The 16324-nt window shown below is 36.8% G+C and carries 10 protein-coding genes; 4 read left to right on the forward strand and 6 right to left on the reverse strand.

Annotated elements, in window-relative coordinates:
* Positions 1-331: 331 nt before the first annotated feature.
* A complete protein-coding gene (locus JFU24_RS17785; RefSeq protein WP_201222624.1) occupies positions 332-2419 on the forward strand; it encodes a SpoIID/LytB domain-containing protein in 2088 nt (695 codons plus the stop codon).
* A gap of 317 nt (positions 2420-2736) precedes the next feature.
* On the opposite strand, the gene JFU24_RS17790 is transcribed toward JFU24_RS17785, so the two are convergent.
* Positions 2737-4167: an alkaline phosphatase gene (locus JFU24_RS17790; protein WP_201250246.1), complete on the reverse strand. Its 1431-nt coding sequence runs from the start codon at positions 4165-4167 to the stop codon at positions 2737-2739.
* A 317-nt stretch (positions 4168-4484) separates the two neighbouring features.
* Here JFU24_RS17790 and secA2 point away from each other — a divergent pair, with 317 nt between their 5' ends.
* The 3 genes from secA2 (at position 4485) to JFU24_RS17805 (ending at position 9885) form a co-directional block, all read left to right on the forward strand.
* A complete protein-coding gene (secA2, locus tag JFU24_RS17795; RefSeq protein ID WP_201250247.1) occupies positions 4485-6875 on the forward strand; it encodes an accessory Sec system translocase SecA2 in 2391 nt (796 codons plus the stop codon).
* Positions 6875-7759 carry an accessory Sec system S-layer assembly protein gene (locus JFU24_RS17800; RefSeq protein ID WP_201250248.1) on the forward strand — a complete coding sequence of 295 codons (885 nt, stop codon included), beginning with the start codon at positions 6875-6877 and terminating at the stop codon, positions 7757-7759. The genes secA2 and JFU24_RS17800 overlap by 1 nt, the downstream gene beginning before the upstream one ends.
* 362 nt (positions 7760-8121) lie before the next feature.
* Positions 8122-9885, forward strand: coding sequence for an LTA synthase family protein (locus tag JFU24_RS17805; RefSeq protein WP_201250249.1), 1764 nt, complete (start codon positions 8122-8124; stop codon positions 9883-9885).
* 73 nt (positions 9886-9958) lie between these two features.
* On the opposite strand, the gene JFU24_RS17810 is transcribed toward JFU24_RS17805, so the two are convergent.
* The 5 genes from JFU24_RS17810 to tagD form a co-directional block, all read right to left on the reverse strand.
* On the reverse strand, positions 9959-10885 hold the full coding sequence (locus JFU24_RS17810) for an LCP family glycopolymer transferase (RefSeq protein WP_056524332.1): 927 nt from the start codon (positions 10883-10885) through the stop codon (positions 9959-9961).
* Positions 10886-11210: 325 nt separating this feature from the next.
* Positions 11211-12860 (reverse strand): M14 family zinc carboxypeptidase, encoded by a 1650-nt coding sequence (locus tag JFU24_RS17815; protein WP_242485356.1) that lies wholly within the window; start codon positions 12858-12860, stop codon positions 11211-11213.
* Between the two features lie 103 nt (positions 12861-12963).
* Positions 12964-14013, reverse strand: a complete 1050-nt coding sequence (locus tag JFU24_RS17820) for a C40 family peptidase (RefSeq protein ID WP_201222639.1) — start codon at positions 14011-14013, stop codon at positions 12964-12966.
* 512 nt (positions 14014-14525) lie between these two features.
* Positions 14526-15698, reverse strand: a complete 1173-nt coding sequence (locus tag JFU24_RS17825) for a CDP-glycerol glycerophosphotransferase family protein (protein ID WP_201250251.1) — start codon at positions 15696-15698, stop codon at positions 14526-14528.
* Positions 15691-16089 carry a glycerol-3-phosphate cytidylyltransferase gene (tagD, locus tag JFU24_RS17830; protein ID WP_201187419.1) on the reverse strand — a complete coding sequence of 133 codons (399 nt, stop codon included), beginning with the start codon at positions 16087-16089 and terminating at the stop codon, positions 15691-15693. The genes JFU24_RS17825 and tagD overlap by 8 nt, the downstream gene beginning before the upstream one ends.
* Positions 16090-16324 lie beyond the last annotated feature (235 nt).

Raw genomic sequence — 16324 nt, forward strand, 5'->3', positions numbered from 1 at the left:
GTAAAATCAGTTACTCTCTTATGCATCTCGCTATTCTGTATATTAAAAGAAGCTCCAAATTCTTAGAGATAAAAAGTTAATTAAGTACTCCCCACCTGGGGTGATGATGAATTTTATCAGAAAAATACAGTTTGCTATTCAAATAGATTTGCAGAAAATGAAGAAGCATATTTATGATTGCTATTACACTAAATATCGCAATGTACAATGTCGCAAGAGCCATAGTTGATGTCAAAGTAAAATTGTTGTGACTAATAAATGGGTCAATATTAATATAGAAATCTTTTGAATATCAATCTAGAGGTTGGTAAAGAAATGAGGATGAACTAGAATGAGAAGTTTGAAGTATCTTTTTATTGCTTTCTTTATCATTTTTTCTACATTACCTGCACATGAAGCAGAGGCAGCCGAAGAGTATACATCGATGAAAGTGAAACTGGAAAATTTCTTAGGAAACCAAACAAGTGTCACACTAACGGCAACAGGGGACTATCAAACTTCTGATAAAGAGGTATTTATCAAGGCAGGTGAAGAGCTGACTGTGAAAGTAGAGTCAGGAAAACTCGTGGTGTACAAAAACTCCCAGAAGAAAGGGTTATTCTCTTCCATGATGGTAACTCCTGTTAAACAAGATTCTCTACTTTCCATTAATAACCGTCCGTATCCCGGTTCTTTGGAATTTACAGTTGAAGGCAAGTATATTCGACCTATCAATCATGTATATATTGAAGATTATCTAAAGGGCGTGGTTCCAAGGGAAATGCCGGCATTATGGCATATTGAAGCCGTAAAAGCACAGGCAATTGCGGCCCGTACTTATGCACTTCGCTATCAATCTACGGTAATTAATGATACGGTTTCTTACCAGGTATATGGAGGGGCTGAGGGTCACTCCCACTCTAGTTTAGCCGTGGAACAGACAACGGGTATGGTAATCAAGCATGATGGGAAATTAATCGAAGCACTCTTTTCTTCGAGCAATGGCGGGATGACTGAATTAAATTCTAATGTTTGGACAAGTGGAGAGCCTCTTGCTTATTTGTCTATTAAAGAAGATTCATATGACCCGAAATTAAAGTGGATGATAGCCTTGGATAAAAAGCAAATCGATTTAACGAATCTCGATGTATCAAATCCGGAAGATTGGTGGACAAGCGTACAAGAAAAGGACAAAACGATTATTCCTAATCTGAAGACTTGGCTTCAAAGTAATGGATATGCCAAAAAGGAAATAAAAATAACGGAAATTCCTGTTCTAACCTTAACGGATAAAACATCTGGAGGCAGGGTTACAAAAGGCTCGATCCAGCTGAACTTTTATGTGAAGGATCTTACCGATGATAAGGGGAAATTAGTACAGCAAAATGTCACCCTTACGAATGTTGCGGCTTCAAAAATCCGGGCTATGGTGGGACTGGGTAATATGAAGAGTTATCTAGTTGATAATTCAACATCAACGGATCCAGCCAAGATTAAAATTGATGGATCTGGATACGGCCATGGAGTTGGACTAAGTCAGTATGGAGCAAAACACAGAGCAGAAGCGGGTCAAACATATCAGGGGATTTTAGAATTTTATTATCCGAACACAAGTATAGTGAGGGAATATAGTAACGCTGCGACTGGATCTGAAACTGATCCTGTTGTGAATAAAGATAAAACGGCACCAAGAATAACGAGCGTGAAGGCTAAGGAAGATTATCTAAATAGTAAGGTCAACTTCACGTATGCTATTGATGAAGATGCTACCGTATCCCTCACGATTAAAGATAAAAATAGCAAGGTGATAGCCACCCCAATTAGTAGGAAATCTATGAAGAAGGGAAGTCAGGTGGCTGCCTGGAACACGAAAGCCGTAAGTAATGGAAACTACACAGCGGAAATTACCGCAACTGATAGAGACGGAAATAAAGGTACTGTAACACAAGCGTTTAAAGTAAATAAGGATATAACGGCACCGAATATCACGAGTATTGATACATCAGGAAATTACAGTACAGAAAAAGCAAGCATTACGTATACCATAAGCGAAGCAGCTAAAGTTACGGTGCAAGTCAAGAACAGTAAAGATAAAGTGATAGCCACCCCGACCGATACGAAATCGCTAAAGAAAGGTAGTCAATCAGCTACCTGGAACTTTAAAAATGTGTCCAACGGTACGTATACAGTGACGATCACTGCCAAGGATGCAAGTAATAATCAAAGAACGGTTTCAAAGAAAATCTCTATCAAGAAGACAACCGGAAAAGTGACGGCTAGCGTACTTAATATTAGAGAGAAAACAAATACATCTTCTAAAATCGTCGGAAAGCTAAAGAAAAACCAAACTGTGACGATTCTGGCCCAACAAGGAAATTGGTATAAAATAAAGAATGGAAGCCAAATCGGGTATGTTTCAAAAGAATATGTGAAAAAGTAACTACTTAAGACGCCATATTTAAACTATATGGCGTCTTTTTGAATAAGATGGTTTTATAGTAGCGGATTCGAGGGATCTTAGCCAGTAGAGCGACAAATCTGACATTCAAAAAATTTACCTTTCAAAAAGTGGGTCGAAACATTTAATTTAAGGTCTGGAAAAAATCTGGACTAGGTTCTTAACACAATATAAACAGGATCTAACGATTAATGTTGCGATAGGCACAGCAGAAATATTTATCCGCAGAATTTCTCTTGAATTCCGAAAAAATCTATCCTTTGACACAGTAGAATATCTGAAAAGAGGTATGAATAAATTCATTCCTCTTTTGTTTGATGCTGGCCAGGTGTAAATGGTACCCGGGCGGCTTTTGTGATGATTTGCGATATATCTGTATTATCAATGACTCCATCAAAGGCTTCACTGCCTGGGCCCGTTGCAAAAACAGGAATCATATTGGCGGTATGTCCTCCGGTGGAACTGGCTGCCCGTACGCTGCGGTCAGCTACTCCTGCTTTATAATAGTTGGCAATTGTGCTTCCGATTTCCCAATCTATTTGATGTTGTGGATAGACAAGGGTTCTATTCTTTCTTACGTTATCAATGAATTGATGGACCTCTTTATTTGTAAGAGATATATGAGCATACTTTTTGAATACGGAACCGACACTTTCGGGATTGATTTCATTATTTTTATCGAAAGTAAGTTGCTTGGACATATATTCAGAAGAAAAGTTGATCCTTTTCAATGCACTGATATCCATTGTTTCAGAAGCAGAGGTCCCCATTGTTTCATGGTCTGCAAGCACTACAATCAGGGTATCATTTCTGTTCTTAGCCCAGTCTACAACCTCTTTTACAGTTTGATCAAATTCGATTGTTTCCTTCCATATCCCAGTGATATCCGCAGCATGCTCCGTATGGTCAATTCGTGCACCTTCAGTCATTAAAAAGAATCCATTATCACCCTTAGACAAAATTTCGATTGCTTTGGTTGTCATTTCGGGTAGTGATGGCTCCTGTGAATGAAATTCTTCTTTATCAAGCTTGAAATTCATATAAGTAGGGTGAAACAGTCCCAGAAGTTTTTCTGATTTTTGAACCGAATCAAGTTCTTGCTTATTAGCCGTAACCCTATAGCCAGCTTCTTTAAATTTAGCGACTAAATCTACACCATTTTGCTTATCCGCTCCGAAATAACTGGCTCCACCGCCAAGAATAACATCGATACGATTATCAAAGAGTTGTCTCGCGATATGTGCGCCACCTGTCCAGCGGTTTGATACACTGGCACCGAAAGCAGCAGGGGTGGCATCGACAACCATATTGGTTGAGATAATTCCGACTTTTTTTCCGCTCATTTGAAAGGCATCCAGTACACTGTCTACTTCAGAACCATTTGAATCTACACCGATTGATTCATTGTTGGTTTTGACACCTGTGGCAATCGCTGAACCCCCAGCAGCCGAGTCAGTGACAAAATTATTAGCGGAATAAGTACGCATCAGAGCGACATGCTCTAACTTTTCCAAATGTAAAATTCCCGTTTTTCCATATTCAAATTGCCTGGCAATGTCTATTGCACCCAACCCCATGCCATCACCAATTAACAAAATGACATTTTTCGGAGTGTTTTGCGATTCTGCCTGAATAGGAGATGTTAAGCCAATAAGGCAGAAGAGAACGAGTAGTCCAAATTGATAAGGTCGTCTAGGTTTATGAATGAATTTTCTAGTTGTCTTATTCATATGTAATCCTCCATTTGGTGTAAGTCTTTATATTATTTGTTGAAATCCATAAAAAAACTCTTCCTTAATATCAGGAAGGGTTTAATCTTATATGTGGATATATCTGCATGATTTACATTTCGTCCAGGTTTGAACCAGATTACAGCCTGGGATAAAGCAGCGGAAATTCCTGTTACGAGTGTCTTACAAAAATTGAAAAAATCCTTTCACACTGCTATTTGCTATGGATAGGTAATCATTGATAAAAGTTCAATATATACCTATATATGATATAATTTAACTAGTTGTACAATTGATATTATAGGAGAGAAAATCCTATGTTAACTAGTATGAAGAAGATATTTAATGAGAGTTCTAAAGACTTAAAAAGAATTTATAAGCTTGTAGATAATGTGAATCAATTAGAGATTAAATATAAAAAATATTCAGATAATGAATTGAGAGGCATGAAGGATACATTTAAAAGTCTCCTTGCTTCTGGTAAAACCTTGATGGATATACAAGTTGATGCCTTTGCTGTGGTGCGGGAAGCAACCAGACGTGTATTGGGACTTCGGCACTATGATGTTCAGCTTATAGGAGGTTTTGTCTTAAATGAGGGAGCCATAGCTCAAATGAACACAGGTGAGGGAAAAACACTTGTTGCAGCCTTACCTAGCTATTTACACTCATTGGAGGGAAAAGGTGTTCATATTATCACGGCGAATGAGTATCTGGCATGCAGAGATAAAGAATTAATGGGCCAGGTTCATGAATTTCTTGGCTTGTCGGTTGGCTTGAATATTTCTAAAATGCAGCCCTCAGCAAAGCGTGAAGCCTATGCAGCAGATATTACATATGGAACGGGAACGGAATTTGGTTTTGATTACCTGCGTGATAATATGGTTTTTCGAAAAGAGGAAAAGGTGCAAAAGGGCCACCAATTTGCGATTGTCGATGAAATTGATAGCATCTTGATTGATGAAGCAAGAACGCCTTTAATCATTGCTGGAAAATCAAGTGATGGGGCAGAGCTTTTTCATATTACATCACAGATCATGAAGACATTAAATGAGGATGAAGATTATGAGATTTCTAACGAATCTAAAGCGACCTTTTTAACAGATCAAGGTGCGGCCAGGATTGAAAAGGCATTTGGAGTCAATAATTTGTATGACTTAGAGCATCAGGAGTTATTGCATAATGTGTCACAGGCACTTAAAGCTCATGCCATTATGAAATTAGATGTGGACTATATCGTCAAGGATGGAGAGATTTCTTTGATCGATAAATTCACAGGCAGGGTGATGGAAGAACGTAGTTTTAGTGAAGGGCTTCAGCAGGCAATTGAAGCAAAAGAAGGCTTGGAAATTTCTGAAGAGAACGAAACACAGGCTACAATTACCATCCAAAATTATTTCCGTTTATATAACTCGCTTTCAGGGATGACTGGAAGTGCTATGCCTTCAAAGTCAGAATTTTGGGAAACATATCAGCTGCCTGTTATTGAAATTCCAACGAATAAGCCTATTCAGCGTTGTGATGAACCGGATTTAATTTTTAAAGATGAAATAAGTAAAATCAATAAAATTGTTTCGGAAGTAAAACGAATTCATGGAGAAGGAAGGCCAATTCTAATAGGTACGACTTCCATTGAAAAATCGGAAGCACTGTCTGTTCATTTAGAGAGGGAAAGAATTCAACATCAGATCCTTAATGCAAAAACGGAAGAAGGCGAAGCAGGTATTATCGCCAATGCCGGGAAAAAAAATCAAGTTATGCTTGCTACGAACATGGCTGGAAGAGGAACGGATATTTTACTTGATGAAGAAGTTAGGGAATTAGGTGGTCTTCATATTATCGGAACGGAGCGTCACGAAAGCAATCGGATTGATATGCAGCTCCGTGGGCGGTCCGGACGACAAGGGGACCCAGGCTCTACACAATTTATCATTTCCCTGGAAGATGAATTGTTTGATTACTATGATGAAGAAGAAATTGAACGATATATGAAGAAAGTCAAAACGGATGTAAATGGTATGGTGGTAGGTCCCGCTCCGGAAAAATTTACAAAAAAGGTGCAGGAAACGATTCAGCATATGTATCAATCAAGCCGTAACCACTTATTGAAATTAGAACATGCATTAAATGAGCAAAGTAAAATTATTTATTCGATGAGAGATAGAATCTTGAATCTCAATCCTGACCAAATGTTCACCATTATTTTTGAATATATTGAGAAATACATCCGTCAACTCGTTTTGAAATATTATCCTGAATATATGGAACAACCAAATTTAAGGGCTTTTATTGAAGAGCTCTCCCTTGTATTTTTTGCATTAGATTGGCAGGAAATTGACGTACAAAATTTAGATGGGTCTAAAGTGAAAGCTAAAGCACTGGCTTCATTTGACGAAATAAAACCCAGGATCTTAACATTTCAGGACAATGTTGATTGGGTAAACCAGCTTCGCGCCTTTATGCTACAACAAATAGATATGAACTGGATAAGCCATTTAGGTGAAATGAATCGAGTGAAGGAAGGCATTGGTTTAAATGCCTACGGTCAACAGGACCCTTATATGTTGTTTGAAAAAGAAGCACTTGATCAATTTGAACAGCTATTAGTCGAAATTGAGTCAGGCATCTGTACAAACTTTATGGAATTTTATAAAAACCAATTGGATGATGAAGAGGAAGAACTTGATGAAAAGGAGGATGAGAAGTAATGGGCCTATTTGGAAGAGGTGAGAAGATAAAAGAAGCAGTGCAGAGTAACACGGTAACAATGGAAGATTCCGTATCAGCTGTTGATGCTGCAATTAATACTTCCTTGGTTTTTCATGAGGAAGCGGATTTTTCCAAACAGGAAAGATATGTACTTCAGTTTCATCATCAACAGTTGTCTTTGTTAAAACCGAATCAAATTTCTATCTCAGAAGTTCGGTTATCAAGGTTTGAAGAAGATGTAATAATTATGGCTTTTATTCGTAATACATTAGATAAGGCTGTAAGCTTTGAATTAGTGGATTTATTGTTGCTGGATGAAAATGGACAAGTTCTGGCGAAGAAGTCCTTCGATTTGACGGAAATGGGAGAAATACCAGCCCTTTCATGTATGCCGTGGAGCTTTATGTTTGAAGAGGAAGATATTCTAGTGGAGTCGATACAAGACAAAGGTTGGAAGATAGCATTTGAACTAAAGAATCAGGAATCTATGGAGCATGCATTGGATTTGGCACCGATCTGGATAGAACAGCTTTCCGAAGCTCAACGAGAGAGTTTACAGCGGCTTGTTGCCGGACTGCCAAAGATTAATCAAGGTGAAGTTAATTTTATGGGACTAGAAGCTACTTTGAAAGAAAATAATCAATTAGCAGTCACCGTTTTGGTTCGTAATGGCAGTGACAAACAGATTAAAATTGAAAAGCTACCATTGATTGTAGAGGATGCAGATGGAGACCAGGTTTGCCAAGGTGGTTTTTCTCTTACAGACTTTGAAGTGAAGGCGAATACAAGCAAGCCATGGACGTTTATTTTTCCGGGTGAACTAGTAACAAAGAAAAATCCCGATTTGACACGTTGGAAAGTATACCCACCAAGTTCTAAATAGTGAAGTTGAAAAGCCCTCATCTGTGATGAGGGCTTTTTGTGTATGAGAAATGAAGTCATTATTATTTTATGAGTTTATTAATAATCGGACTAGGAGTTATTTATTGGAGTCAAGAAAAAAACAGGATATTTTTGACTTTGATTTCCGTCAATCTTTACTATAGTACGATAATTAAATGGTAAAGAAGATGGGTTACTTACTTTTCGATAAATTGAAAACCAAGATTTAATTTCATAATATTCTAACTATATCACGTGTGTATTTTCTCATAAATGGTAACGATAAGTAATATCTATAAGTAATCTTATGTAAGCGGACTTCTTAAAGAGCTTGGAAATAATGAAGAGGAAAGTGGCGGTAGCATGAAGCATAACAACCGGCGATTGAAGGAGAGACTATTGGAGGTCTTATCTATATCCATCGTGGCCATACTTTTTATTTATACGAATGAAAAGATGGATAATAATCTTTCTATCGGTATATTTACAATTATTCTCGGTGTCGCTGGATTTTTGGTCTATCTTAAGGAATGGATAACGAAAAGATTCATAAAGGGTACTATTTTTACAGTCTTTCTTCTTACTATAATGGCCTTTTTTCTTGGTGATATATGGTTTTACCGTTACTATTCAACATCTATCACTTCCTATATGTGGATGCAAAAAAGCAATCTAAATGGGCTTGGTGAAAGCATATTCAGTATGGTGGAAGTGAAGGACGCTGTCTTTCTACTGGTGGGCGTTCCAATTGCTGAATCATTTGTAAAGAAAATATACCCGCTCAAAGCTATGGCACTTGTACCGGCTGTATTATTTCTGATGATAGCGGGGCTGAAGCCAGTAAAAAATATTTTTATCGATCAGGTGGATATAACTCGACGTTATGAGGCGAATACCTTTTTGCGAAGTTGGGGTCCAATTGGTCATCATGTATTGGATACGTATGCCTTCTTTGTTGATTCGGGAAAGAATGAAATGTCTTCAGAAGAAAAGAGAGCCGTTTCTAATTACTTCGATAAAAAGAACAAGCAGGATAGTACATATTCTGGCTCATTAGCAGGTAAGAATGTCATCATCATCCAAGTAGAATCATTACAGGCCTTTCCGTTATTCCAAAAGAGTTCAGGACAAGAAGTCACGCCATTTATGAATAAACTAGCAAAAGACGGTTTATTCTTCCCACATGTATATCCACAGACGGTATTTGGAAACTCATCAGACGGTGAGTTGATTGTGAATACTGGGTTATATCCTTTAAAGCAAGGGGCGACCTTTTTCCGATTTCCTTACAACGATTTTCCGAGCCTTGCTAAAGAATTAAAGAAGATAGATTACCAAAGCTATGCTTTCCATGGTGATGAAGAAAACTTTTGGAACCGGCAGCATGCATATCCTGCTCTAGGTTTTGATGACTATATCTCCATTGAGGATATGCAGCAGGATGAGATTATATCGATGGGATTGAGTGATCGTAGTTTTTTTAAACAAGGCTATGATTATTTAAAAGATAAACAAAATCCCTATTACGCTTTTTTCGTGACATTGACGAGTCATGTACCGTTTTCGCTACCAGCGGATCAGATAACATTGAAACCTGAAGTAGGAAAAGAGGGAAGCTACCTTACGAAATATTATGAAGCGTTACATTATACAGACTCGGCCATAGAGGAATTTGTAAAGAATTTGAAGGAAAATGGAAAATTGAAGGACAGCGTGATTGTTATTTACGGAGATCATGATGGCCTATTTGTAAAAGATAAACATGAAGTTGAAGGGTACTACGGAATTAAAATTAGCGATGAAGAATGGATCGAAAAGTATATGCCCATTCCAGTGATTATTTATCAGGAGGATATTCAAGGGCGTACGATTGATAAGGTGGCCGGGCAAGTCGATATTTTACCAACATTATATGATTTGCTTGGCATTCAAAGCTCTTCTTTCTTTGGAGAGACCATGCTTAATGGTGAAGAGGGAGAAGCTCTGATATTAAAAGGGGATTATGGTGCCCAAATGAAAATAAATGGAAAGGGGAGAGTAGAAGAGTTTTTACCGGAAGACCAAAAAGATGTGGATATGAGTGACCAAGTTATCCGTTCCGATTATTTTAATCAAACGATTGATTAATAAAGTAAACCTTGATTTAAAGCGTTTTTTAATATCAGAAAAGAGGATGACTAATAATAGCCATCCTCTTTCTTTATAATCCAAGATGTGTTTTCACACGGTTTTGGGCTTCAAGTTTTGTTTCCTCGGAAACAATGTTATACCAAACTCCATCGACTTTTTGATTTTCACCTTCAAGTGTATATTGTTCAATCTTTTTAAGTGAAGATTTGTAGTTTTTTTGAATACTTAACATTTCATTGAAACTTAAATTAGTTTCAACGTTCTTACCAAGGGCTTCAAATATATCGTCATAATTGGTAAGTGTGGATAGGCTTGATCCTTTTTTCATGACGGCTTGTATAACTTGACGCTGCCTCATTTGGCGACCATAATCACCGCGAGGATCTTCTTTACGGATTCGGGAATAAATTAAAGCCTCTTTACCATCCAAGTCTATAGTGCCTTTTTTAAAGCTATATCCTTTATAGGCAAGGTCCATATCATTATCTACCGTGACACCACCCACAGCATTTACAATATCCTGAAAGCCTTCCATATTCATTTTGACGTAATAATCAATCGGAATATCTAAATAGGCTTCCACTGTGTTTATCGACATATTCACGCCACCATATGCATAGGCATGGTTCATTTTATCATTCGTACCTTTACCGATTATTTCTGTACGTGTATCACGGGGCAAACTCAATAATTCGATGGATTCTTGTTTAGGGTTAATGGTCATAACAATCATCGTATCTGAACGGCCTTTGTCATTTTTTCTTTCATCTACTCCAAGTATAAGCAGTGAAAAAGGGTCCTGACTTTTAAATTTGATATCATCTACACGTTTGTCCGTTTTATGCGCCGCACCCTGCATAGTATGAATCGCACCTGCCAAGGATTGATAAACAGAGGCCGCATAAGCGCCACCACCGATGAAAAGGATAAGAAGGGTAAACCCTATTATTTTAAACGTTTTTCGTTTCTTTTTCTTTTTTTTATGTTCGGATCTCATCTTAATTCCTCCCTGAACCATTCCACTAAAATGGAAAAGTATGAAAAAGTACCTAGTTGGTATGTTTAACTATACCTGTTTTTTGTTAAGAATAGAATAGTTTCTTTTTGTACTTACAGTGTATTTTTACCTATTTCCATTCAAAAAATCGAAGGAGTCCTAGTAACAAGATTCCTTCGATTTCCTGTTAGTGGAATATTAGTGGGCGGCTGAGTCGCCCTCTATAGCTTCAGGAGCTGTATCTGAATCTCCTGGTTCTCCTGGTTCTTCAATTTGTGGTTCAGGTTGTTCAGGCTCTTCTGGTTCTAGTTGCAGAAGCTCATCTTTAATGGCTTGCAGAGATGTTCGATAATTGAATCTCTGTGTTTTTGTAAGAGTAAGTCGAAAATAATTTTTCATAATTTGAAATATTAGCTTTAACTTCATCATAATTTCCATTTTTTAAATCATTTTTCATTTTTAATAATAGTTCATACCTGGCTAAGTCATAGCCGATGTTTTTATTGCTAGTTTTAGCTGGGGTGACATATTTGGCAGTGGCAAGTTTTTGGACATCTTTACTGTACATTTTCTTGATTTTACTTTCAACTATTGTTATCTGACTTATCGAATTATTATAAAGAGTAAGCGTTGTATCGTTTAAAGTTCCTGCAGTTAAATAACCGGTAAGCTTCTTGTTAGCTGAGACGAGATTGTCTCCTGCTTTAATTCCATTCATGTAGGCTAGGGAGTAATCACGATAGGTTTTGGTCGTTTTTAATGCCGCATTTGGTTTTGTCCGATATTTCGCTGGAAGCTTGGCAATTGCTTCCTCTTGTTTTTTTATTTCTTTAACCGTTTTGTCATATAGTGTCTTATGGGTGCTCGTAACCGTCAATTTGTTTTGAGAGTAATAGTTTTTCAACTTAGCCGCTATATTATTATACGTTTTAATATTCTTCGTTACTTTATCACTGGCTGCAGTATTGCGAGTATCAAATAGCTTGTAGCCTTCTTGTGCTGTATAAAGACCAATGCTTGCGTTTTGACTCCAAATTTTAGAATAATGTTTAAGAGGTACATTAGTTTCCCCAACAGCTGGAGAAACTTCAATGGTGAAGGCTGGTTTCTTTTCTACTTTGTTAAACCAATCACCGAAACCGCCTCCGGTCGATCTTGCTTTAACAAGGCTGTAGCCGGTTATTTTACTTAATTTACTGGCATACTTATAATCCTGAGTATAGCGGCTCCCTGTTTGCTGATACTTCCAGAAAATAATTTGCCCGCTTGAATGGTAGGAAATCGTCATTTCTGGATCGATTTTTTCAACAAATGAAAGTACGGCTTTAGTTTCGGACGCTGTCGCAACTTTAGCGCCCTTGTAATTTTTATATGAGGGTGCTTTAGGGCTTTCGAGATTCTTCCAATTTGCATCATATTGTCTATTTAAATCTATTCCCTTTGCATTTGCTTTCCAACGTTTAAAGTTTTTGCTGCCATTATTCATTTTAATGATTTTTGAATGGTCTTTTGCAGGGAAGTATTTCAGACCAAATTGTTGCAAGGTTACTCCATCCGGATTGACCATTGGTATAAACCAGATGGTTGTATTATTAAGGAGCTTTTTGACATCATAGCCGTTGATTTTGGTGCCGCTTTTATAGGCAGCTGAATATTTGTCTATCATATTCATCGTGAGATTGGTAGTAATCCATTCACGGGCATGGTGAGATCCGTTAATGAAAACAGTAGAATCCCCTTTTCCAAGAGAGACAGCATATATATTCCGCCCGTATTCAGATTTTCCAATAACTTCTTTTTTGATGAGACCGGGATAAGCTTGTTCGAGCTTCTTAATATCGTTAAGCATCTTAGCGGTAGAGTATGTTTGATTCGGATTTACAATCGATGATTGTGCAAAAGTAGATTCTGTGAAAAGTGATAAAGACCCGCAGAGGATGACGAAAGAAAATAAAAATATACGAAATTTTAACATGCTATGCCCCATTTCGAGATAATAATAACCATAGATTAATATAGAAAGTACATATTTTTGCATAAAATTACCAGACTCTTAAAATGGAGTCTGGTAAAAAACACTATAAACTTCTATAACCAATGATTCTACTTTTGAAGTAAGAGTTTGAAACGGTATTGATTTCTATTCCCTTACTTGAAGAGGCATGAATGAACTGTCCATCTCCTAGGTAAATACCCATATGACTAACGACTGCTCTATTCGAACCAGTTGCAAAAAAGATAAGATCACCAGACTTCGGTGAAGTAACTTTTTTTCCCATATCATAATAAGTGGAAGAGGAAAGCCTCGAAACTTTATAACCAGCTTTTTTAAACGTATAGTAAATAAATCCGCTGCAGTCGAAACCTGAGGGGGAAGCGCCAGCCCACGAATAAGGGGAACCAATTAATTTTTTTGCTTCAGAAACGAGTGTGTCTACCTTATTACCGGAGTGTGGTGTATCTACTTTTTCATTGCTTTGATCTGTAGAGTCTGTATTGGCTGATTTAACTAGTTTTAGTTTCTGGCCTATTCTGATTAGATCGGACTTTAACGAGTTTATTGATTTAAGTTCAGCCACAGTTAAGTTAGTCTTTTTTGAAATTTTTGAAAGTGTGTCACCTTTTACCACAACGTATGTACCCGATATTTTTGGGGGCGATGTAACATTTGATGGTTTGGAACTGCTAGGTAAATCAATAGTAGTTGAAGTAGTGGAACTAGATACGATAAGTTTAGCACCTGCATAAATTCTATCGGATTTTAGGTTATTTAACTTCTTTAACTCAGCAAGTGTAAGGTTATGTTTGTTTGCTATTCTAGTTAAAGTATCTCCAGAAACAATGGTATAAGTGGTTTTCTTTGTTTTTTCTACGGAAACTGAAGCAGACTTTGCTGTTGTGGTTGTTGTTGTTTTGGAGTTGGGTGTAATTAATTTTTGATTAATCTTCAATAGGTCTGTTTTTAAGTTATTAAGAAGTTTTAAGTCCTTCACCGTAGTATTATGATTTTGAGCGATCTTGCTTAAGGTATCGCCGCTTTTAACTGTATAGGTACTGGCAAGGGCAGGAGAAACAAACGTCGATGATAGAATAGCTAATGTCGAAAATGCGACAACACTCTTTTTCACGGTTTTCCACCTCAAATATGTCTTTTTCCCTATTCTATCAAATTAATTGGTAAAAATTATATTACATTTTTGTTACAAGGGGAAGATAGTAGTATTTTACTGGTTTATACTGGTGGGATTTGAGTATTGTAATCTACAATATTTTCTATTTTATGAGTCTTTTTTCACATTTTGCAGATATTGAAGATTTGTGCGTATATGATGATCTACAATTATAAATAAATAAAAACGAAAAAAGGGTTCCTGGACGGTATCCTTTCTTTCGTTTATTGGAAGAAGCGACATACCAAATGGCGGTTGATCCTGAAATTTGGATCTTATACCAATTGAACAAATTAGCAGAATTAATTTCTTCTATAGAACTTGCTACAACCATAAATTTCGTTCCGTTTTTAAATGTTTGTTTATTTGAACTGATTGTCGATGGTTTATTTACATAAAAAAACCACCCCGTGCTTTACGGAGTGGTTGCTCTATTTTTATCGAAAATCAGAATTTATCTAATGATTTTCTTATTTTGAATTGTGAAAGAGAAAATCTACTAACTTTTCACTTGAATTTCCAGTCGAGTATTGATTCCACTTTTGCTTAAAGGGCTCAATTTTTTCTATAGAATAATCAGCGTTCCGGATTTTTTCAATGAGCTCTTCATTGGTAGATACGACCGGTCCGGGCATGGAAGAGGAATAATCCTCCCAAAATCCGCGCTCTTTTTCGTACTTTTCCAAGTCATAAGCAAAGAAAATCATTGGTTTTTCTAAATAAGAAAATTCAAATGGAATCGAAGAGTAATCCGTTATTAAAAGATCCGTGCTAATTAGCAGTTGGTTCACATGAAAATCACTATGGACTGGATATACGAATCCGGGAAATTTATGTTGTAAATCATGTTCTGCTTTTACAGCCGGATGCAGTTTCAACAATAACGCGTAATTTTCGCTTTGCAGTTCTTTGTAGAGTAATTCTAAATCGAGTGCAATTTCCCCGGTGTTTAAGCCATCATTTCGAAATGTGGGGGCATATAACATGATTTTTTTATGCTCGAGCTCAGGAAACATGGCTAACAACGCTCTACGTGAAGTTTCTTTAGATTCATCATTAAAGAAGAAATCAGTCCGAGGTATCCCAGTTCTAAGAATATGGGATTTCGGTAATTGAAAACTTTCCTGAAAAATTTCTGCCATTTTATCGGAACCTATTGTGACATAATCAAATTTTTGATATACCTCCAAAAATCTTTTTCTTGCACCGGCAGAACGACTTTTAATCGAAGGATCCTTCGACCCGAATTGCTTAATGGCACCGGCCGCATGCCATACTTGAACACAAGTCACTGTCTTTTTAAATGTAGTGGTTGAAAGAAAACCAAAGTAATTATCAATGATAATTACTTTGGAAGTAGCCAGGTGATAAATCGACCGAATCATGGCGATTATATTTTTCGTTTCAAACGGAAGGACGATGGTTTTTCCATCGTCCTTCACTTGTATATGACTGCTCGATTTCATTAAAAATACTTTTTGTACAGCAAGGTTCTGCTTGTCCATTTCATCTGCAATGTACTGACAATTGTCCCCGAAGGATGTGACAAAGGTTGTTTTATCAGTTAATGGAAATAGTTTAAAGATAGAGAATATCACTTTGAAGCAAAATAAATAAATCCCTATCGCGAATTCTTTAGCCATTTGTAACTTGTAAAAGGTCATCTTTAATTTGAGAAGTAGAGATGCCGATTGTTCTTGGCAGGTATACAACTTCACAAACTTCAGCCAGTTCATCGAATTGGCCTTTCCAGTCATCTCCCATGACAAAAATATCTACACCTTCACGAACGATATCTTCTCTTTTTTGTGCCCAATTGTCTTCCGGTATAACTTCATCCACGTAGCGAATGGATTCAAGAATCATTTTTCTGTTTTCAAAGCTATGATAAGCTTTTTTATCTTTTAGAGCATTAAATTCATCCGTTGAAATAGCAACGATTAGATAATCTCCCAGGTCCTTAGCGCGTTTTAATAGATTGATATGGCCCCAATGAAGCAAATCAAAGGTACCGTACGTGATTACTTTCTTCATCTTTATTCCTCCTGTACAAGTATATTTATTTATATTTATTAAGAAAAGGTCGAAGTAGGATATTTTAATGAGAAGCATAAAGGCGAACAATTGGACGCATTATATATATGAATATGAAGTGTTTGTGTTTTAATAATGCTTCACTATCTAATTATAACGCAAAATTTTTACAAATAAACCACAAAATTTTTACAATATTAATAAATAATTAGTTTATTAGATAACTATTCATGAG

This window comes from Peribacillus sp. TH27 (assembly GCF_016650915.1).
GTDB lineage: Bacteria > Bacillota > Bacilli > Bacillales > DSM-1321 > Peribacillus > Peribacillus butanolivorans.